The 17,686-nt window shown below is 54.1% G+C and carries 26 protein-coding genes and 4 tRNA genes; 1 reads left to right on the top strand and 29 read right to left on the bottom strand.

Annotation, left to right across the window (positions count from 1 at the left end; all coding sequences use genetic code 11):
• The 8 genes from LG198_RS06070 to LG198_RS06035 all read right to left on the bottom strand — a co-directional run.
• Positions 1 to 104, bottom strand: a 104-nt coding sequence (locus LG198_RS06070) for a GTP-binding protein (protein WP_032127001.1), incomplete at its 3' end; no start/stop codon positions are given.
• A gap of 61 nt (positions 105 to 165) precedes the next feature.
• Positions 166 to 240: transfer RNA gene (locus tag LG198_RS06065), tRNA-Thr, on the bottom strand.
• Positions 241 to 263: 23 nt separating this feature from the next.
• Positions 264 to 339 (bottom strand) — tRNA-Gly (locus LG198_RS06060).
• A gap of 43 nt (positions 340 to 382) precedes the next feature.
• Positions 383 to 467: transfer RNA gene (locus LG198_RS06055), tRNA-Tyr, on the bottom strand.
• 61 nt (positions 468 to 528) lie between these two features.
• Positions 529 to 604 (bottom strand) — tRNA-Thr (locus LG198_RS06050).
• Positions 605 to 619: 15 nt separating this feature from the next.
• Entirely contained in the window at positions 620 to 1,045 is a 426-nt protein-coding gene (locus tag LG198_RS06045) for a ClpXP protease specificity-enhancing factor (RefSeq protein WP_230342283.1), read from the bottom strand.
• An 8-nt stretch (positions 1,046 to 1,053) separates the two neighbouring features.
• Entirely contained in the window at positions 1,054 to 1,653 is a 600-nt protein-coding gene (locus LG198_RS06040; RefSeq protein ID WP_230342282.1) for a glutathione S-transferase N-terminal domain-containing protein, read from the bottom strand.
• 169 nt (positions 1,654 to 1,822) lie between these two features.
• A complete protein-coding gene (locus tag LG198_RS06035) occupies positions 1,823 to 2,569 on the bottom strand; it encodes a Nif3-like dinuclear metal center hexameric protein (RefSeq protein WP_230342281.1) in 747 nt (248 codons plus the stop codon).
• A gap of 43 nt (positions 2,570 to 2,612) precedes the next feature.
• Here LG198_RS06035 and LG198_RS06030 point away from each other — a divergent pair, with 43 nt between their 5' ends.
• Positions 2,613 to 3,779 carry a Do family serine endopeptidase gene (locus tag LG198_RS06030; RefSeq protein ID WP_230342280.1) on the top strand — a complete coding sequence of 389 codons (1,167 nt, stop codon included), beginning with the start codon at positions 2,613 to 2,615 and terminating at the stop codon, positions 3,777 to 3,779.
• A 96-nt stretch (positions 3,780 to 3,875) separates the two neighbouring features.
• On the opposite strand, the gene tatC is transcribed toward LG198_RS06030, so the two are convergent.
• From tatC to LG198_RS05925, 21 genes are all read right to left on the bottom strand, one after another.
• Positions 3,876 to 4,604 carry a twin-arginine translocase subunit TatC gene (gene tatC / locus LG198_RS06025; RefSeq protein WP_230342279.1) on the bottom strand — a complete coding sequence of 243 codons (729 nt, stop codon included), beginning with the start codon at positions 4,602 to 4,604 and terminating at the stop codon, positions 3,876 to 3,878.
• Complete coding sequence (gene tatB / locus LG198_RS06020) at positions 4,601 to 4,972, bottom strand: Sec-independent protein translocase protein TatB (protein ID WP_230342278.1); 372 nt, start codon at positions 4,970 to 4,972, stop codon at positions 4,601 to 4,603. Before tatB ends, tatC begins: the two co-directional genes overlap by 4 nt.
• A 20-nt stretch (positions 4,973 to 4,992) precedes the next feature.
• Positions 4,993 to 5,211, bottom strand: coding sequence for a Sec-independent protein translocase subunit TatA (gene tatA, locus LG198_RS06015; RefSeq protein ID WP_230342277.1), 219 nt, complete (start codon positions 5,209 to 5,211; stop codon positions 4,993 to 4,995).
• 19 nt (positions 5,212 to 5,230) lie between these two features.
• On the bottom strand, positions 5,231 to 5,569 hold the full coding sequence (locus tag LG198_RS06010) for a histidine triad nucleotide-binding protein (protein WP_230342276.1): 339 nt from the start codon (positions 5,567 to 5,569) through the stop codon (positions 5,231 to 5,233).
• Positions 5,570 to 5,628: 59 nt separating this feature from the next.
• Positions 5,629 to 5,949, bottom strand: coding sequence for a phosphoribosyl-ATP diphosphatase (locus LG198_RS06005; RefSeq protein WP_230342275.1), 321 nt, complete (start codon positions 5,947 to 5,949; stop codon positions 5,629 to 5,631).
• Complete coding sequence (gene hisI, locus LG198_RS06000) at positions 5,942 to 6,334, bottom strand: phosphoribosyl-AMP cyclohydrolase (RefSeq protein WP_230342274.1); 393 nt, start codon at positions 6,332 to 6,334, stop codon at positions 5,942 to 5,944. The genes LG198_RS06005 and hisI overlap by 8 nt, the downstream gene beginning before the upstream one ends.
• Positions 6,331 to 7,089 (bottom strand): imidazole glycerol phosphate synthase subunit HisF, encoded by a 759-nt coding sequence (gene hisF / locus LG198_RS05995; protein ID WP_230342273.1) that lies wholly within the window; start codon positions 7,087 to 7,089, stop codon positions 6,331 to 6,333. The genes hisI and hisF overlap by 4 nt, the downstream gene beginning before the upstream one ends.
• A complete protein-coding gene (hisA, locus tag LG198_RS05990) occupies positions 7,086 to 7,829 on the bottom strand; it encodes a 1-(5-phosphoribosyl)-5-[(5-phosphoribosylamino)methylideneamino]imidazole-4-carboxamide isomerase (RefSeq protein ID WP_230342272.1) in 744 nt (247 codons plus the stop codon). The genes hisF and hisA overlap by 4 nt, the downstream gene beginning before the upstream one ends.
• A 13-nt stretch (positions 7,830 to 7,842) precedes the next feature.
• On the bottom strand, positions 7,843 to 8,493 hold the full coding sequence (gene hisH, locus LG198_RS05985; RefSeq protein WP_230342271.1) for an imidazole glycerol phosphate synthase subunit HisH: 651 nt from the start codon (positions 8,491 to 8,493) through the stop codon (positions 7,843 to 7,845).
• Between the two features lie 28 nt (positions 8,494 to 8,521).
• The gene (hisB, locus tag LG198_RS05980; RefSeq protein ID WP_230342270.1) at positions 8,522 to 9,109 is read right to left on the bottom strand and encodes an imidazoleglycerol-phosphate dehydratase HisB; all 588 of its coding nucleotides are present in this window, start codon (positions 9,107 to 9,109) and stop codon (positions 8,522 to 8,524) included.
• Between the two features lie 120 nt (positions 9,110 to 9,229).
• The gene (gene hxlA / locus LG198_RS05975) at positions 9,230 to 9,895 is read right to left on the bottom strand and encodes a 3-hexulose-6-phosphate synthase (protein WP_230342291.1); all 666 of its coding nucleotides are present in this window, start codon (positions 9,893 to 9,895) and stop codon (positions 9,230 to 9,232) included.
• Positions 9,896 to 10,060: 165 nt separating this feature from the next.
• Positions 10,061 to 11,125 (bottom strand): histidinol-phosphate transaminase, encoded by a 1,065-nt coding sequence (gene hisC / locus LG198_RS05970; protein WP_230342269.1) that lies wholly within the window; start codon positions 11,123 to 11,125, stop codon positions 10,061 to 10,063.
• A gap of 2 nt (positions 11,126 to 11,127) precedes the next feature.
• Positions 11,128 to 12,435, bottom strand: a complete 1,308-nt coding sequence (gene hisD / locus LG198_RS05965; RefSeq protein WP_230342268.1) for a histidinol dehydrogenase — start codon at positions 12,433 to 12,435, stop codon at positions 11,128 to 11,130.
• A gap of 14 nt (positions 12,436 to 12,449) precedes the next feature.
• Positions 12,450 to 13,094: an ATP phosphoribosyltransferase gene (gene hisG, locus LG198_RS05960; protein ID WP_230342267.1), complete on the bottom strand. Its 645-nt coding sequence runs from the start codon at positions 13,092 to 13,094 to the stop codon at positions 12,450 to 12,452.
• Positions 13,095 to 13,188: 94 nt separating this feature from the next.
• The gene (murA, locus tag LG198_RS05955; RefSeq protein WP_230342266.1) at positions 13,189 to 14,460 is read right to left on the bottom strand and encodes a UDP-N-acetylglucosamine 1-carboxyvinyltransferase; all 1,272 of its coding nucleotides are present in this window, start codon (positions 14,458 to 14,460) and stop codon (positions 13,189 to 13,191) included.
• Between the two features lie 4 nt (positions 14,461 to 14,464).
• Positions 14,465 to 14,782 (bottom strand): Grx4 family monothiol glutaredoxin, encoded by a 318-nt coding sequence (gene grxD, locus LG198_RS05950; RefSeq protein WP_230342265.1) that lies wholly within the window; start codon positions 14,780 to 14,782, stop codon positions 14,465 to 14,467.
• Positions 14,783 to 14,807: 25 nt separating this feature from the next.
• Positions 14,808 to 15,059, bottom strand: coding sequence for a BolA family protein (locus tag LG198_RS05945; protein WP_230342264.1), 252 nt, complete (start codon positions 15,057 to 15,059; stop codon positions 14,808 to 14,810).
• A gap of 3 nt (positions 15,060 to 15,062) precedes the next feature.
• A complete protein-coding gene (locus tag LG198_RS05940) occupies positions 15,063 to 15,842 on the bottom strand; it encodes an ABC transporter permease (protein ID WP_230342263.1) in 780 nt (259 codons plus the stop codon).
• Entirely contained in the window at positions 15,842 to 16,735 is an 894-nt protein-coding gene (locus LG198_RS05935) for an ABC transporter ATP-binding protein (RefSeq protein ID WP_230342262.1), read from the bottom strand. The genes LG198_RS05940 and LG198_RS05935 overlap by 1 nt, the downstream gene beginning before the upstream one ends.
• A gap of 31 nt (positions 16,736 to 16,766) precedes the next feature.
• Positions 16,767 to 17,060 (bottom strand): STAS domain-containing protein, encoded by a 294-nt coding sequence (locus LG198_RS05930; protein WP_230342261.1) that lies wholly within the window; start codon positions 17,058 to 17,060, stop codon positions 16,767 to 16,769.
• A gap of 17 nt (positions 17,061 to 17,077) precedes the next feature.
• Complete coding sequence (locus tag LG198_RS05925; RefSeq protein ID WP_230342260.1) at positions 17,078 to 17,686, bottom strand: MlaC/ttg2D family ABC transporter substrate-binding protein; 609 nt, start codon at positions 17,684 to 17,686, stop codon at positions 17,078 to 17,080.

The following is a 17,686-nucleotide window of genomic DNA, read 5'->3' as shown; positions in this document are numbered from 1 at the left end:
ACGGTGGTGATCGCTGCTGTCAATGTCGTCTTGCCGTGGTCAACGTGTCCTATCGTACCTACGTTTACGTGCGGCTTCGTCCGCTCAAATTTACCTTTTGCCATTTCCGTTTCCTTTAACCGACTTTATCAAGTTAATGAGTGCGTTTAATATCCAAGCACCAAATGGTGCCCATGGCGGGAATCGGACCCGCGACCTCTCCCTTACCAAGGGAGTGCTCTACCACTGAGCCACATGGGCGTTTTTCTTAAATTCTGAGTCATTGGAGCGGGCGACGAGGTTCGAACTCGCGACATCTTGCTTGGAAGGCAAGTGCTCTACCAACTGAGCTACACCCGCACATCTAACCAGAAATCTACACCCTGGCCCCAAATCTATATGCTGGTGGAGGGGGAAGGATTCGAACCTTCGTACTCTGAGAGAACGGATTTACAGTCCGTCGCCTTTAACCACTCGGCCACCCCTCCAAACAGAACCCGGGATTATGCGTATATTTTGACGAAGTGTCAAACGCATTCACAGAAGAAATGGTGCCGGATGTCGGAATCGAACTGACGACCTTCGCATTACAAGTGCGCTGCTCTACCAACTGAGCTAATCCGGCACAACCACAAACCTGTTATTTAACCACCCTTAGCGATGGTTTTTTTACTACCGGCGGCGCATCAGGTGAATTCCCTGCATTCGCCTCACCACCTTCAGCATCTTTTTTATCGGGATCCGAATCTTGCGGATCCGCTTCAAAAAACATGCCCTGTCCATTCTCGCGAGCAAAAATCCCTCGCACCGCACTCATGGGCACATACAGTTCATTCGATGCACCGTTGAAACGGGCTGAGAATGTAACAGCATCTGTACCGATTTGCAAATTTTTTGTAGCACTGTAATTGATGTTCAGCACTATCTGCCCATCCTTCACATAAGCCATCGGCACCAACGTCTGCGAATCCACAGCAACCAGCAAATGCGGCGTCAAGCCATTATCAGTGCACCACTCATGAATAGCTCTTACCATGTATGGCTTGGTTGAGGTAATTTCACTCATATCACCACCTATTTACGCATTGCCTTTTCGGAAGGTGTCATCGCTTCGATGTAAGCCGGGCGAGAGAATATACGTTCTGCATATTTAAGTAAAGGGGCTGCCTGCTTGGGAAGCTCAATACCGTAATGCCCCAAGCGCCACAGCAATGGTGCAATAGCGACATCCAGCATGGAGAACTCATCGCCAAGGATATATTCCTGACGGCTGAACAACGGGACAATCTGGGTAAGGTTGTCACGAATTGTCGCACGCGCCTTGTCTGCTGCCTTGGCATTGCCGGATTCAATGTCATCAATATGGCTGAACAATTGGTCCTCAAAGTTATGCAGGAACAGGCGGGCGCGGGCGCGCATCACTGGATCAGCCGGCATCAGTTGCGGATGCGGGAACCGCTCATCGATGTATTCATTGATGATATTGGCCTGTTCCAGCACCAGGTCACGCTCCACCAGCACAGGCACTGTGTTGTGTGGATTAATCACCGCCAGGTCCTCTGGCTTGTTCGCCATGTCCACATCTATCACTTGGAAGTCCATGCCTTTTTCGAACAGCACAATGCGGCAACGATGGCTATAAGGACAGGTAGTACCCGAATACAAGGTCATCATAATTATTCATCCCACTTCAAGAATTCCAGCAAAACCACCGGCTCGCCAGATGTAAAGAAATCTTTTTGACCAGACAGAACATGATCCGATCCAAAGCAAGCGCGTGATTTTACAGAAGTCGCAACCAAAATGGAACATAAACTTAGTTTTTTATTTTTAAATCATATAGTTAAATTGGATTCTCAATATCAATGAATTCATGCTCCAGCGCAAATCTTTCCGCAAGATGTCGCCCCAGCATCTCGACCCCATAACGCTCGGTAGCATGATGGCCCGCAGCGATATAAGCCACGCCAGCCTCCTGCGCCAAGTGAAACACCTGCTCAGACACCTCGCCGCTGATGTAAAGGTCAACACCAAGGCCGATCGCAGTCTCAAAGTAACCTTGAGCGCCACCACTGCACCAGGCAATGCGACGCACCTTGCGTCCCAAATCGCCAAACACTTGTGGCGTGCGCCGCAATTGATGCCCAAGCTTATCTGCAAAAGCACCAAGCGCAGTTTCATTCTCCAGTTCGCCATGCGCGATCAATCCCTGCTCACCAGCCCACCCTTCCAACACTATGCCCATGATCTGGCCCAGCCTTGCATTATTGCCAAGGGCCTGATGTGCATCCAGCGGTAGATGGTAAGCAAGCAGGCTGATGTCATGTTGTAATAAAAATTTGAGACGCGCATGCTTGATTCCTGTCACGACAGGAGACTCGTTGCGCCAGAAGTAGCCGTGATGTACCAGGATGGCATCCGCCCCAGCCGTTTTGGCCGCATCGAGCAATGCCATGCTGGCAGTAACGCCGCTCACCAGCTTCCCCACCTCGCTCCGCCCCTGCACTTGCAAGCCATTCGGGCAATAATCACGGAAGCGGTCAACCTCAAGGAATTGTCCGGTATAATCAATTAGTTCTTTTAGCTTCATTCACTCTCTCCAACATTTAGACTCGCACCACGCCGAACCGAACATGCGTAAACTCTGGCTTATTTTTGCACAGACAGTCACTATCAGTCTTGCCGCTCTTTTTGTGGTGCAGCTGTTTTATCCCCAACTACTGCCCTTACACGACAAATCGGTCCCCACTGTTAATGAAGCCCCCACTTACACTGAGCCAAGCCATACGCAACCCGGCTCTTACCGCCATGCGGCCCAGGCGGCAATGCCTAGTGTAGTGAATATCTTCACTTCGAAAAATGCCAGCCAGTCCATGAACAACCCGTTTATGGATGACCCATTATTCCGCCATTTTTTCGGCGACCAACTGGATGAACAGCAAAGCCCGCGTGAAAACAGCCTGGGATCAGGCGTCATCGTCAACAGCCAGGGGTTGATTCTCACCAACCACCACGTCATTGAAGCGGCGGATGAAATCGAAGTCGCATTGCCTGACGGCAGAACCTTGCCTGCCCGCATAGTGGGCACTGACCCCGAAACAGACCTTGCCGTGCTCAAGGTCAACGTTCGCAACCTGCCTGCGATCACATTTGCCCAACCCGGCAATACCAGCGTGGGCGATGTGGTACTGGCCATAGGCAACCCGTTTGGTGTTGGACAAACGGTGACACAAGGCATCATCAGTGCGCTTGGCCGCAACCATCTTGGCATCAACACCTTTGAAAACTTCATCCAGACCGATGCCCCCATCAACCCGGGCAACTCCGGCGGCGCCCTCATCGACACGGAAGGCAACCTGGTAGGCATCAATAGCGCCATTTATTCCCGCAGCGGCGGTTCCATGGGGATTGGCTTTGCCATCCCGGTCAGCCTGGTCAAACAGGTCATGGAGCAGATTATCCGCCAAGGTAGCGTGATTCGCGGCTGGATCGGGATCGAAGCGCAGGACATCACCCCTGAGCTTGCCGAGTCATTCAAGTTGAAACAGGCGCGTGGCTCGCTAGTGGCAGGCGTGGTACGTGGTAGCCCGGCAGACAAGGCCGGCTTGCGTCCGGGTGATATTCTGCTGGAAATTGACGGCCGCGAAGTCATAGACAGCTCGACAATGCTCAATGTGATCTCCAGCCTGAAACCTGAGAAGAAAGTCACGCTCAAGCTTGCGCGCAATCAAACCGAACTTGTATTGCCAATCATCATTGGCAAGCGGCCTACGCCGGCAGTTGCACGTCAAGAGGAATAACCCGCCGAATTAGGGCGGCTCACTCAGTGCTGATATATGGCAAGGCGGTTCAACGCCGCTATACGTTTAGATTACACGCTTGAAGGCGAAATCGTATTAATGCAGCTGCCGGGCTTTTTTCTGAATCAGGCTCGCCACCAGTATCCCCGCCTCGTACAGCAGCCATAACGGGACTGCCAGCATGATTTGCGAGATCACGTCCGGCGGCGTGAAGATGGCACCGAGCACAAATGCCGCAACAATAACGTAAGACCTGGCTTCACGCAGCGTCTGCACATTGACCACGCCCGCGCTCACCAGCAATACGACGGCTACCGGCACCTCAAAGGCCAAGCCGAAGGCCATGAACAATGTAATGGCAAAATCCAGGTATTTGCCTATATCGGTCATCACCGCCACGCCACTAGGCGCGGTACCGGCAATAAAGCCAAACACGACGGGAAATACCAGGAAGTAGGCGAACGCCATGCCACACAGAAACAGGAGCGTGCTGGCAAACACCAGAGGACCTATCAAGCGACGCTCATGCGTATACAGACCAGGCGCAACAAAAGCCCAGACCTGATAGAGGGTATGCGGCAGGGAGATCATGAAGGCGGTCAACATCACCACTTTCATGGGCACGAAAAAAGGCGTGGTGACATCGGTGGCGATCATCTGACCGCCGACGGGCAGGCTTTTCAGCAAGGGTTGGGCAAGAAAGGTGTAGATGTCATTAGCAAATGGAAACAACGCGATAATGATCAATAGCAACCCAATAACAATACGCAACAAACGATCGCGCAACTCTATCAGGTGCGATACAAAAGTGTCAGAAGGCTTCAATCCGGCTTACCAGTTTTATTATCGTCAATATTATTGTTCTGCAATGTCTGGTCTGGGCTTGGCTGGGCATCAATATCCTGGCGCACATCCTGTGCCAGCTCCTTGCCGATTTCACCGATCTGGTTGACTTCACGGTTCACCGCAGATTCGGCTTGGTTGATGCCTTGTCTCACCTCGTCCTGCAAGCGCTGCAGTTCTTCAAAGCGCAGCTCACGGCTGATGTCGGATTTGACGCCATTGACATACCGCTGCACGCGCCCAACCAGCAAGCCCACGGTACGTGCAACCTTGGGCAATTTTTCCGGGCCGATCACAATCAAGGCAACAATGCCGATGACGACCAGCTCTGAGAAGGCGATATCAAACAATGGAATATGCTCTCTCTATTCTATTGCTTCTCTTTTTGCCTGACTTCGTTCTCGATGGTGTTGGCGTTAGCCTCATCATCATCCAGGGCAGGTGCAGACTTGCCGTCATTCACGGCCTCCTTGAAGTTCTTCACCGCGCCACCGACGTCGCTGCCGATATTGCGCAGCTTCTTGGTGCCAAAAATCAACACCACGATAGCCAGTACGATCAACCAATGCCAGATGCTAAATGAACCCATGGTTCGCTCTCCTAATATTTCAGGTCTTCGGCAGCGTTTCACCGCCACCGAATACATGTACGTGTATATGAAATACTTCCTGTCCACCTTCACGCCCAGTATTGATCATGGTGCGAAACCCTTTCAGACCTAGCTGGGTAGCAAGCTTTGGCGCTAATAACAATATTTTTCCGAGCAGCGCCTGATGTGAAGCATCACAGCCTGCCAGGCTTTCCACATGCCCCTTGGGCACTATCAAGAAGTGTACCGGGGCAATCGGGCGGATGTCATGAAATGCAATGACCTCTTCATCCTCATAAAATTTCTTCGCAGGAATATCATTGGATACTATCTTACAAAAAATGCAGTCAGAACTCATAAGATATTCCTTTTCCTCATGCCATAAAAGGGATTACGTGTTGCGTCAGCCGAACTTGATCAGTCGGCCGGACGGGAAGCTTTTTCTTCAATGCCCGACAAGCCTTCACGCCTGGCCAGTTCGTTGAGCACATGTTCCGGGCCCAGCCCGGCATTTGCCAGCATCACCAGGCAATGAAACCAGAGATCCGCGGTTTCATAGACAATCTTCTCCGCATCACCATCCTTGGCGGCAATAATCGTTTCAGCCGCTTCCTCGCCCACCTTCTTCAGTATGGCATCCGTGCCCTTTGCATACAGCTTGGCAACATAAGAGGATTGCGGATCTGCGCTCTTGCGCTGCTCCAGCAATTCGGCCAGCCTATTCAGCACGTCACTCATGGTGATAAATATCCTCGGGATTCTTAACAACAGCCTGGTCAATCACCCAACTGTCCTGCTCCAGTTTCTGGAAAAAACAATTATGCCGGCCAGTGTGACAGGCTATGCCGCCAACCTGCTCAACCAAAATGAGTATCACATCCTCATCGCAATCAAGCCTGATCTCGTGCACCTTTTGCACATGGCCCGACTCTTCACCCTTGTGCCAGAGACGGTTACGTGAGCGCGACCAATAAACAGCCTGGCCGGTTTCAGCCGTCAGGCGCAAAGCTTCGTGATTCATCCAGGCGAACATCAACACCTTGTTGCTGCCAACCTCCTGCGCAATCACCGGTACCAGGCCGTCTGCAGTCCAGCTTACCTTATCCAGCCATGACGCGCTCACAAGCGTACCTCTATCCCGTGCTCGCGCATATATTCCTTGGCCTCGCGTACCGTATATTCACCATAATGGAAAATGCTCGCGGCCAACACTGCATCCGCACCGCCTTCCTTCACGCCTTCAACTAGGTGAACCAGGTTTCCAACACCGCCAGAAGCAATGATGGGCACATCCACCGCTTCGCTGATCGCGCGGTTAAGCGGCAAATTGAACCCTATTTTGGTGCCGTCTCTATCCATGCTCGTCACCAACAATTCGCCCGCACCCAACTCCACCATCTTGCGCGCCCATTCCACCGCATTCAGGCCAGTGGGCTTGCGTCCGCCATGCGTAAAGATTTCCCAACTATCCCCCACCTGTTTGGCATCAATCGCCACCACGATGCACTGCGAGCCGAAGCGCGAGGCGGCATCTGCGACCAGTTGCGGGTTAGTCACCGCTGCAGTATTGATACTGACCTTGTCGGCACCCGCATTGAGCAGGCGGCGCACATCTTCCACCGCACGCACGCCACCGCCTACCGTCAGCGGAATAAATACCTGCGAGGCCACCTGCTCGATGATACCGAGAATCAGGCCGCGGTTATCGGAACTGGCAGTGATATCAAGAAACGTCAACTCATCAGCGCCCTGCTCGTCATATCGGCGCGCAATTTCCACCGGATCCCCGGCATCACGCAGTTCAAGGAAGTTAACCCCTTTTACTACGCGGCCATCGGTTACATCGAGGCAGGGAATAATGCGCTTGGCTAGGCTCATACTTGGCTCAACTCATCCGCAAGTGCCTGCGCCTCGGCAAAATTCAGCGTACCTTCATAAATAGCGCGCCCGGTAATGGCACCAATCACGCCTTCGCTTTCCACTTCGACAAGACGCCGCACATCGTCAAGGTTGGTTACGCCACCACTGGCAATCACCGGAATAGTCAGCGCCTGGGCCAATGCCACAGTTGCTTCAATATTGACGCCCGTCAGCATGCCATCACGGCCGATATCGGTATACACCACGGCCTCTACGCCATAGTCCTCGAACTTCTTGGCCAGGTCGATGACATCATGCCCGGTCAATTTTGACCAGCCGTCAACCGCCACCTTGCCATCCTTGGCATCCAGGCCAACGATGATCTGCCCAGGGAAGGCATAGCAGGCTTCATGCAGGAAACCCGGGCTTTTCACCGCAGCCGTGCCTACGATCACATAGCTGATGCCATTATCCAGGTAACGCTCGATCGTATCGAGGTCGCGAATGCCGCCGCCAAGCTGGATGGGAATGTCGTTGCCCACCGCCTTGACGATTGCCTTGATGGCATCCTCATTGACAGGCTTGCCTGCAAAAGCACCGTTAAGATCCACCAGATGCAAGCGCTTGCCGCCCTGGTCAACCCAATGCCGCGCCATGGCGCCCGGATCTTCAGAAAAGACTGTGGCATCTTCCATCAAGCCCTGTTTCAAACGAACACAATGACCATCTTTCAGGTCGATAGCAGGAATAATCAGCATGATATTTTAAGATTTAACGATTAAAACACCCGTCCCACTGGACGAAGTTTGAAAGAAGCTTAAGCCCGGCATGTTGGCTTTTTTCCGGGTGAAACTGGGCGGCAAACAAATTACCGCGCGCAATACAGCTGGTAAAACGCTTGGGATATTCGCTATAGCCGGCATCCAGGCCGGCATCCCCGGGCGACACATAATAGCTGTGCACATAATAAAAACGTTCGCCATCCTCAATGCCTTGCCATAAGGGATGCGCCTGGCTCTGGTACACCTGGTTCCAGCCCATGTGCGGCACCTTGAGCTTGGCTCCGGCCTCATCATGCATATCTGCTGCGGCAAAACGCCTGACCTGGCCTTTCAAGATACCCAGGCCTGCAGCATTGCCCTCTTCACTGTGCTCAAACAGCAGTTGCAGGCCAATGCATATGCCCAGGAACGGCTTTTCTGCCGCGGCGGCAATCACAGCCTCGCGCAGGCCCCTGGCATCAAGTTCTCGCACACAGTCAGGCATGGCACCCTGGCCAGGAAAGACCACGCGACCGGCAGCAGCAATCTGCTCCGGGTCGCTGGTGACGATCACGGTCTGGTTGGGAGCGACATGCTCCAAGGCCTTGGACACGGAGCGCAAATTGCCCATGCCATAATCAACAACGGCTATATCTATCATGGTAGAACGGTAGGAAACCCGGAAACGTCTATAAACTGCCTTTAGTTGAAGGCATTATACCCACCATACGGGGGTCGAGTTCAACCGCGGCACGAAGCGCACGGCCAAAAGCCTTGAAAATCGTCTCCGCCTGGTGGTGAGCATTTTTGCCGCGCAGGTTGTCTATGTGCAGTGTGATAGCGGCATGGTTGACAAAGCCCTGGAAGAATTCCCGCACCAGGTCCACGTCAAATTCGCCGATCCTGGCACGGGTAAATTCCACATCGAATTCCAATCCCGGACGGCCGGAAATATCCAGCACCACACGTGATAATGCTTCATCGAGCGGCACATAGGCATGCGCATAACGGCGTATGCCTTTCTTGTCACCCAAGGCCTTGCTGAATGCCTGACCCAAGGCGATCCCCACATCCTCCACGGTATGGTGCGCGTCAATATGCAGGTCGCCCTGGCATTCGACATTGATGTCCATCATGCCATGGCGCGCAATCTGGTCCAGCATGTGATCGAAAAAGCCGACCCCGCTGTTCAGTCTGGATACGCCAGTGCCATCAAGGTTGATGGCAACGGCAATCTTGGTCTCTAAAGTATTACGGCTCACTTCAGCGTTACGCATGGCAATCATTCAAATCTTGAGAAACAAAATCAAAACCGCTGCAAAACAGTCAACACAGTCTTGCAGCGGTTTCCAGATGGGCTAATGTCGGCACCCACAAGGATGCCGCAAAAACGTCAATTAGCTGAACAGCTTCTTCAGCCAGCCGAACAGGCCACCACTGCTTTGGGAGCCTTTGGCAGCATTACTGATTTCAGCTGCAGCAGCTGCAGGATCCGCAGCGCCGTAAATTGCAGCACCGGCCACAACGATGGTAGCGCCTGCGTCAACCACTTGCTTGGCAGTCGTTGCCTTAACACCACCAGCAACGGAAATATCCACACCAAGGTTCAAACCAGCTACCAGACCCAGATCAGCAAATGGGGTTTGGCCAGCGGCTTGTTGGTCAAGACCAGTATGAACACCGATGATGTGTGCGCCCAGCTTGGCAACTTCCTTAGTACGAGCAGCCTTATCAACCACGTTGATCAAGTCGACTTGTGCCTTCTTGCCATACTTGTTGGCAACGTCAATTACGCCCTTGATAGTGCCGATGTCTGCAGTGCCCAATACGGTCACGATGTCAGCACCAGCCTTGTAGAATGGTTCAGCTTCATAGAAGCCAGCATCCATGGTCTTCAGGTCGACCAGGATCTTGTTGTTTGGGAACTTTGCGCGCAGAGTTTCCAGCAGTTTGATGCCGTTGTACTTGATGCAGGGTGTGCCAATTTCAAGAATATCAACGTGTGGTGCAACAGTCGTAGCAAGTGCTACTGTTTGATCGAAATCGAGTGAGTCTAATGCCATTTGAACTAATGGTTTTGCCACGATGCTTCCTCCGCTTTAATTACAGAATTATGATGTACTGACCGCGCTATAATACATTTTTTCCACAGATTAAGGGAAGCGATGGCGCACTATTCTCTTAATTTATTGGAAAATCAATGCCGTAGACAGCCAGAAACACCAGTTTTAAGGGGTTAAAATCTCTTTTAATGCCTGCACCAACGCTTGCGATTGCGCATCCGTGCCTATGGTAATGCGTAAAAACTCGCTGATACGTGCCGGCTTGCTGAAATGGCGCACGATAATGCTGTGCTCGCGCAGCCTGGCTGCAAGCTCGGCGCCACACCACTCGGCATGACGCGCAAAGATAAAGTTGGCCGCTGACGGCAGTACGGCAAATCCCAGTGCCTCCAATTCCGCAGTCAAAACCTCTCTTGTCGCGACCACCTTGCGGCGGGTTTCCTCGAAATACGCCTTGTCTTCAATCGCCGCCACGGCACCGCTGATCGCAAACCGGTCCAGCGGATAGGAATTGAAACTGTCCTTGACCCGGTTAAGGGCCTCTACCAGGTGAGGCTGGCCAATCGCATAGCCTACGCGCAGGCCCGCCAGCGACCTGGCCTTGGACAAGGTATGCGTCACAAGCAGGTTGGGATAATGCTTGACCAGTCCAACCGCGGACTCGGCCCCAAAATCGACATAGGCCTCGTCAACCACAACCACGGATTCGGTATTTGCCTTGAGCAGGCGCTCAATCTCACTCAACGGCAAACCGCGCCCGGTCGGGGCATTGGGGTTGGGGAAAATGATGCCGCCATTGGGACGCAGGTAGTCATCGACGTTGATCTCGAACTCGGTACCCAGCGGAACGGTTTCATACGCAATGCCATACAGACCGCAATACACCGGGTAAAAACTATAGGTAATATCCGGGAAGAGAATGGGCGCATCATGCTTGAGCAGGGCATTGAACGCATGTGCCAGCACTTCGTCCGAGCCATTGCCGACAAACACATGCGTTGCGGGAACATCGTAAAATTTCGCTACCGCCTGCAACACCCTATCCGAAGTCGGGTCTGGGTACAGGCGCAGGGTATCGCCCACCTCGGCCTGCAACGCAGCCAGCACCTTGGGGCTCGGCCCATAGGGATTCTCGTTGGTATTGAGCTTGACCAGGTTAGTGATCTTGGGCTGCTCCCCAGGAACATACGGGGTCAGCTCATGCACAATGGCGCTCCAGAACTTGCTCAAGGTCAACCTTTCAGCCGAAACTCGGCAGAGCGCGCATGAGCCTGCAAGCCCTCACCATAGGCAAGCGTGGAAGCAATCCGGCCCAGCTTTTGCGCACCTGCACTGGATACCATGATCAGGCTGGAACGCTTCTGGAAATCATAGACACCCAACGGAGATGAAAAGCGTGCAGTACGCGAGGTCGGCAGCACGTGGTTAGGGCCTGCACAGTAATCACCCAATGCCTCGCAGGTATCGCGGCCCATGAATATTGCTCCCGCATGGCGGATTTTCTTGCTGTAGGCCAACGGGTCATCCACCGACAATTCCAGGTGTTCCGGCGCAATATAATTGGCGATTTCCGCGGCCTGCTCCAGGTCCTCGACCTTGATCAACGCGCCGCGATTCTGCAATGAAGTGCGGATAATTTCCTTGCGCGGCATTTCCTCCACCAAGCGCACTATGCTCGCCTGCACCGCGTCAAGGAACGCAGCATCCGGCGACAGCAGAATGGCTTGCGCCAGCTCGTCATGCTCGGCCTGGGAGAACAGGTCCATTGCCACCCAGTCCGGGTTGGTCTTGCCGTCGCAGATCACCAGAATCTCCGAAGGACCCGCCACCATGTCAATACCCACTACGCCGAACACACGGCGCTTGGCGGCGGCCACATAGGCATTGCCTGGACCGACAATCTTGTCCACCTGCGGCACGGTCTCGGTGCCATAAGCCAATGCGCCGACTGCCTGCGCACCACCGATACAGAATACGCGGTCAACAGCGCACACGGCGGCCGCGGCAAGCACAAGCTGGTTCCTCTCGCCGCCCGGGGTCGGCACCACCATGATAAGTTCCTGCACGCCTGCCGCCTTGGCGGGAATAGCGTTCATGAGCACTGAGGAGGGATATGCCGCCTTGCCGCCGGGCACATAGAGGCCGACGCGGTCCAGCGCCGTCACCTGCTGCCCGAGCAGGGTGCCATCTTCCTCGGTATAGGTCCAGGAAGCCATCAGTTGCTTCTCATGGTAATCGCGCACGCGCTGTGCTGCTTGCTGCAAGGCATCGCGTTGCTCCGCTGGCAGGCCATCCAGGGCAGCCTGCAATTCCGCCTTGCCGATTTCGAGCTGTGCCAGGGATTGCGCAGATTGTGAATCCAGCCGGTCAAAACGCTGGGTATATTCCAGCACGGCAGCGTCGCCGCGGGTTTTGACATTACGCAGTATATCGGCAACCACGCTGTCTATCTGGTCGTCTTGCGCAGTCTCGAATGCAAGCAGGGCTTTCAGGTCCTGATCAAAGCTCGCGTCACTTGTAGAAAAACGTCTGATATTCATGATTTAAACCTGAGTTATTGTTTGGCCGCTACGGCCTGGGCAAATGCATCCATGATGGGCTGCAGGGCATCGCGCTTGAGCTTGAGTGAAGCTTGGTTCACCACCAGTCGCGAGCTGATGTCAGTTACTTCTTCCACCGCCTTGAGGTTGTTGGCGCGCAAAGTGCCGCCGGTACTCACCAGGTCCACGATCGCATCCGCGAGGCCTACCAGCGGCCCCAGCTCCATGGAGCCGTAGAGCTTGATCAAATCAACATGCATGCCCTTGGCGGCAAAATGCTCGCGTGCAGTCTTGACGTACTTGGTGACCACCTTGAGGCGCGCGCCACGACGGATGGATCCAAAATAGTCAAAGTCCTCGCGTACCGCCACCATCATGTGGCAACGGGCGATCTGCAAGTCCAGCGGCTGGTACAGGCCATCGCCGCCATGCTCATTCAGCACATCCTTGCCAGCAATGCCGAGGTCGGCGGCACCGTACTGCACATAAGTCGGCACATCGGTCGCACGCACGATGATCAGTCGCACATCCGGGCGATTGGTCGGCAGGATCAGCTTGCGCGAAGCCTCCGGGTCTTCCAGCGCAGTAATCCCTGCTGCTGCCAGCAGCGGCACGGTCTCTTCAAAAATACGTCCCTTGGAAAGGGCGATAGTAATCATTGCTGTCTTTCTTGGTTGTTCAATCAGGGACTACCGATGTTGCAGGCAGCTTCCCTTTTACTTATTTGGCCGGCTCATTTGACCCGCTGGGACTTTATTTTATCCGTTGGATTCGTGCGCCAAGCTGGCTCAGTTTTTCTTCCAGCCGCTCATAGCCACGATCAAGGTGGTAAATACGCTCGATCACCGTCTCGCCACGCGCCACCAGCGCAGCCAGCACCAAACTGGCCGAAGCGCGCAAGTCCGTTGCCATGACGGTGGCACCTTCAAGAAACTCGCGCCCGCGTATGATGGCAGTATTGCCTTCAACCTCAATGCTGGCGCCAAGGCGCTGCATTTCCTGCACATGCATGAAACGGTTCTCGAAAATTGTCTCGGTCACAGTTGCCACCGCATCGGCCACCGTATTCAAGGCCATGAATTGTGCCTGCATATCCGTAGGAAAAGCCGGATGCGGCGCAGTGCGAACACTCACAGACCGCAATGCACCCTGGCGCTGCAACACACCTTCGCTCCTGACCGTAATGCTGTCGCTATCGTGTTCCACGACAGCACCGCTTTCGCGCAGTTTATCAATCACGGCATCCAGCAGGTCGGCACGCGCACGCTTGAGCTTCACCTCGCCACCGGTCATCGCCGCTGCCACCATGTAAGTGCCCGCCTCAATACGATCACATACGACATCATGACTGGCTGTATGCAGATTGGCGACACCCGTGACAGTAATCACGTCCGTGCCCACGCCCTCGATCTTGGCGCCCATCTTGACCAGGCATTCCGCAAGGTCAACCACCTCGGGCTCCTTGGCGGCATTTTCCAGCACAGTTGTGCCTTCTGCCAATGCAGCGGCCATCATGAGGTTTTCCGTACCGGTCACGGTGACAATATCCATGAAGATGCGCGCACCCTTGAGCCTGTCAGCCTTGGCCTCGATATAGCCATGCTCAATACGGATATCGGCACCCATCGCCTGCAACCCCTTGATATGCAAATCAACCGGGCGCGAACCGATGGCACAGCCGCCTGGCAATGAAACGCGCACATGGCCGAAGCGGGCAAGCAAAGGCCCCAGCACCAGGATGGATGCCCGCATGGTTTTCACCATGTCATAAGGTGCTTCGCAAGTATGAATATCGCTGGCATCCAGGCTGATTTGATTATTATCCAACTGCTCGATCTTGACGCCCATGTGCACCAGCAGTTTGCGCATGGTGGCAATATCATGCAGCTGCGGCACATTACCCAGCGTCAACGGCTCGGCAGTCAGCAGGCTCGCACAGAGAATGGGCAAAGCGGCATTCTTGGCACCGGAAACAGATATTTCACCGTTTAAAGGGACGCCCCCCTGGATGACTAACTTATCCACGTTTTCAGGCCTGGGCTTCCTGCAACAGATTCTGCAATTCACCTTGCTGGTAAAGGTCGCGCATGATGTCCGCACCGCCGATAAACTCGCCCTTGATATAGAGTTGGGGAATGGTCGGCCAGTTGGCGTAAACCTTGATGCCCTCGCGGATAGCAGGATCTGCCAGCACATCAATGGCGGCAAAGTCCTTCAGGCCACATGCCTGCAGAATCTGGACTGCCAGACCGGAGAAGCCGCATTGCGGAAACTTCGGGCTGCCCTTCATGTAAAGCACCACCGGGTTGCTAGTGACCTGGCTCTTGATCAGTTCTTGCGTATCCATATTTTTCCTTGAAATTAAATTGCCATCAGAGCGTGGCATTGAGTCTGGCCCAGGCTTCCGGCGTGAAAGTGCGCATGGACAAGGCGTGAATCTCTTCATGCATGCGCCCGCCCAAAGCCTGGTAGACCAGTTGATGCTGCTGCACCATGTTCTTGCCCACAAACAACGGGCTCACGATCACAGCCTCGAAATGCTGGCCGTCGTCACCCAGTACCTGCACATGCTCACAGGTCAGTCCCTGGGTAATATAGTTTTTCAATGCTTCTGCACTTAACACGGTTCAGCCTCGCAATTTGTAGCCGGATTTCAGCATCTGTAAAGTAATCAATGATAGGGCAAAAAAGCACCCTGCAACAACGCCCAGGCTGATAAAAGGCGAAATATCGCCGGTACCGAAAAAACCGTAGCGGAAGCCGTCTATCATGTAGAAAAACGGGTTGAGATGCGACACCTTCTGCCAGAACGGTGGCAGCGAGTGAATGGAGTAAAACACGCCCGAGAGGAATGAAAGCGGCATGATGACAAAATTCTGGAATGCCGCCATCTGGTCGAACTTCTCGGCCCAGATACCGGCGATGATGCCAAAGGTGCCCATCAGGCCGCTGCCAAGCAAGGCAAAGATCAATATCCAGCCGGGATGCTCCACCGGCAGGTCAATAAAGATGATGGTCACCAGGTAGATACCCAGGCCCACTACCATCCCGCGAAGGATCGAGGCAGCAAGAAATGCCAGGTAGACCCCCAGGTAGGATATGGGCGTCAACAATATGAAGATCAGGCTGCCCATGACCTTGGACTGAATCAGGCTGGATGAGCTATTGGCAAAGGCATTCTGCAACAGCGACATCATGATGAGGCCGGGAATCAGGAACGCGGTATAGCCCACGCCGGGATATACCTGCACGCGGTCTTCCAGCACATGGGAAAAGATCAGCAAATACAGCAATGCCGTGATGATAGGCGCTGCCACGGTCTGGAAACTCACGCGCCAGAAACGCAGTAATTCCTTCTTGAACAAGGTCCATGGGCCGCGCAGATTGTGGCTGATGAAGTCCGCCATCAGCTCACGAGCTCCACGAAGACATCCTCAAGGTCGGCTTCCGTCAATTGCATATCCTCTACGGCCACGCCTGCCAAACGCAGTTCCGCCAGGATGGATTCAAGCTGGGTGACATCAGCAATCGCCAGAATACAGTCGCCATCCTGTTCTTCACGCAGCAAGGGCACTAGCGCAGCAGGCAAAGCACCCGACAATTTCAAACGCAAACGCTTGCCCGGCAAGCGATTCAAAAGATTACGCGTGCTATCCAGCGCCACAATCTCGCCCTGCTTCATCATGGCAATGCGGTTGCACAGGGTTTCCGCTTCTTCCAGGTAATGCGTAGTGAGAATAATGGTATGGCCTTCGCCATTGAGCCTGCGAATGAATTGCCACATGGCCTGGCGCAACTCGACGTCCACACCGGCGGTCGGCTCGTCGAGTACGATCACGGGAGGCTTGTGCGCAAGTGCCTGCGCGATCAACGCGCGACGCTTCATGCCACCTGAGAGGCGGCGCATATTGGTATGCGCCTTATCCGCCAGGCCCAGCGACTCGATAATCTCATCCACCCAGGCATCGTTCTCGCGACCGCGGCCGAAATACCCAGCCTGGAAACGCAGCATTTCACGCACATTGAAGAATGGATCGAACACCAGCTCCTGCGGCACCACGCCCAATGCGCGCCGCGCCTCGGCATATTGCGTATAGACATCGAAGCCCATCACCTGCAAGCTGCCACTGGTTGGGCGCGACAACCCTGCCAACAGGTTGATCAGGGTGGACTTGCCCGCGCCATTCGGCCCAAGCAAGGCAAAAAACTCGCCCTGCTCGATGGACAAGTCTATGCCTTTCAGCGCGTGTAAATTGCCAAAACGCTTGTGCACCTGCTGGATATTGATCGCGGGAATCATGGATGACTAGCTGGGGCCAAGGCCCCAAAACTCAATGGCTGGATTGGGGAATCAGCTCAAGCACCCCATACAGGGTAGCCAAGCTGGAAAGATTGGCTGGCAGATGAACGATGTTGATATCAGCCTTGGCCGCCTGGGCCTGGCGTGTCCATTCGAAAATCAGGCTCAGCGCCACAGTATCGACCTCAGCCACCTGGGCAAGGTCAATCTCCAGCGCTGCCGACATCGGCAGTGCCTTGCTTTCGGCCAACAGGCTGTCAACCTGATTGACGGTGATGTCACCGCTTACCAGCCAGCGGTTTCCTTGTTGTTGGATTTGTGCCAAGTGGATACTCTTTATGCTTATTTGCTGGATTCCTGATTCTTGGCAGCCAGCTTCTGGATCAGGCTATCCAGGCCGTTCTGGCGAATCTCGTTGCTAAACTGACCACGGTAGTTGGTCACCAGGCTCACGCCTTCGATGGTGATGTCGTATACCTTCCAGCTTTCGCCACTCTTTTCCAGGCTGTAATCCACCGCCACAGGCTGACCGCCCGGCTGCAAAATCTGGGTTTTCACCTTGACATCGGTTTCACCAGGTTGCGCACGGAAAGGCTTGTATTCAATGGTCTGGTTGCGGTACTTGGAAAGCGCTGTGGCATAAGTACGCAGCAGCAAGCTGCGGAATTGCTCCTGGAAAGCCTGTTTCTGTTCAGTAGACGCCTTGCCCCAGGCCTTGCCCAGCACCAGGCGCGATACGCGGTCAAAATTGAAATTAGGCAGGATCTTTTCTTCTGCGAGGGCGAAAATCTTGTTCTGATTACCCGCCTGAATGTCCTTGTCCTGCTTAACGACAGCCAGCACATCTTCGGCAGTGCTCTTCACCAATGCGTCAGGCGCCACTTCTGCCATTGCCAGACCCGCACAGCCAACAAAAGCCAGTGCGGCCATCCACTTCATCATATTTTGCAT

The organism is Methylobacillus arboreus (assembly GCF_020532725.1).
GTDB classification, from domain to species: Bacteria; Pseudomonadota; Gammaproteobacteria; order Burkholderiales; family Methylophilaceae; genus Methylobacillus; species Methylobacillus arboreus.
This window is presented reverse-complemented; position numbering and strand designations above follow the sequence as displayed.

Coding starts and splice junctions, on each gene's coding strand:
- hisA (WP_230342272.1), bottom strand. CDS start 7,829: ATGCTGATTATTCCTGCTATCGACCTGAAAGATGGTCATTGTGTTCGT.
- grxD (WP_230342265.1), bottom strand. CDS start 14,782: ATGGATACGCAAGAACTGATCAAGAGCCAGGTCACTAGCAACCCGGTG.
- hxlA (WP_230342291.1), bottom strand. CDS start 9,895: ATGGCATTAGACTCACTCGATTTCGATCAAACAGTAGCACTTGCTACG.
- LG198_RS06030 (WP_230342280.1), top strand. CDS start 2,613: ATGCGTAAACTCTGGCTTATTTTTGCACAGACAGTCACTATCAGTCTT.
- LG198_RS06035 (WP_230342281.1), bottom strand. CDS start 2,569: ATGAAGCTAAAAGAACTAATTGATTATACCGGACAATTCCTTGAGGTT.
- hisF (WP_230342273.1), bottom strand. CDS start 7,089: ATGAGCCTAGCCAAGCGCATTATTCCCTGCCTCGATGTAACCGATGGC.
- LG198_RS06010 (WP_230342276.1), bottom strand. CDS start 5,569: ATGAGTTCTGACTGCATTTTTTGTAAGATAGTATCCAATGATATTCCT.
- hisG (WP_230342267.1), bottom strand. CDS start 13,094: ATGATTACTATCGCCCTTTCCAAGGGACGTATTTTTGAAGAGACCGTG.
- LG198_RS06005 (WP_230342275.1), bottom strand. CDS start 5,949: ATGAGTGACGTGCTGAATAGGCTGGCCGAATTGCTGGAGCAGCGCAAG.
- LG198_RS06040 (WP_230342282.1), bottom strand. CDS start 1,653: ATGATGACCTTGTATTCGGGTACTACCTGTCCTTATAGCCATCGTTGC.
- LG198_RS05935 (WP_230342262.1), bottom strand. CDS start 16,735: ATGATTCCCGCGATCAATATCCAGCAGGTGCACAAGCGTTTTGGCAAT.
- LG198_RS05925 (WP_230342260.1), bottom strand. CDS start 17,686: ATGCAAAATATGATGAAGTGGATGGCCGCACTGGCTTTTGTTGGCTGT.
- LG198_RS05940 (WP_230342263.1), bottom strand. CDS start 15,842: ATGGCGGACTTCATCAGCCACAATCTGCGCGGCCCATGGACCTTGTTC.
- hisD (WP_230342268.1), bottom strand. CDS start 12,435: ATGAATATCAGACGTTTTTCTACAAGTGACGCGAGCTTTGATCAGGAC.
- hisB (WP_230342270.1), bottom strand. CDS start 9,109: ATGCGTAACGCTGAAGTGAGCCGTAATACTTTAGAGACCAAGATTGCC.
- hisH (WP_230342271.1), bottom strand. CDS start 8,493: ATGATAGATATAGCCGTTGTTGATTATGGCATGGGCAATTTGCGCTCC.
- tatA (WP_230342277.1), bottom strand. CDS start 5,211: ATGGGTTCATTTAGCATCTGGCATTGGTTGATCGTACTGGCTATCGTG.
- LG198_RS06045 (WP_230342283.1), bottom strand. CDS start 1,045: ATGAGTGAAATTACCTCAACCAAGCCATACATGGTAAGAGCTATTCAT.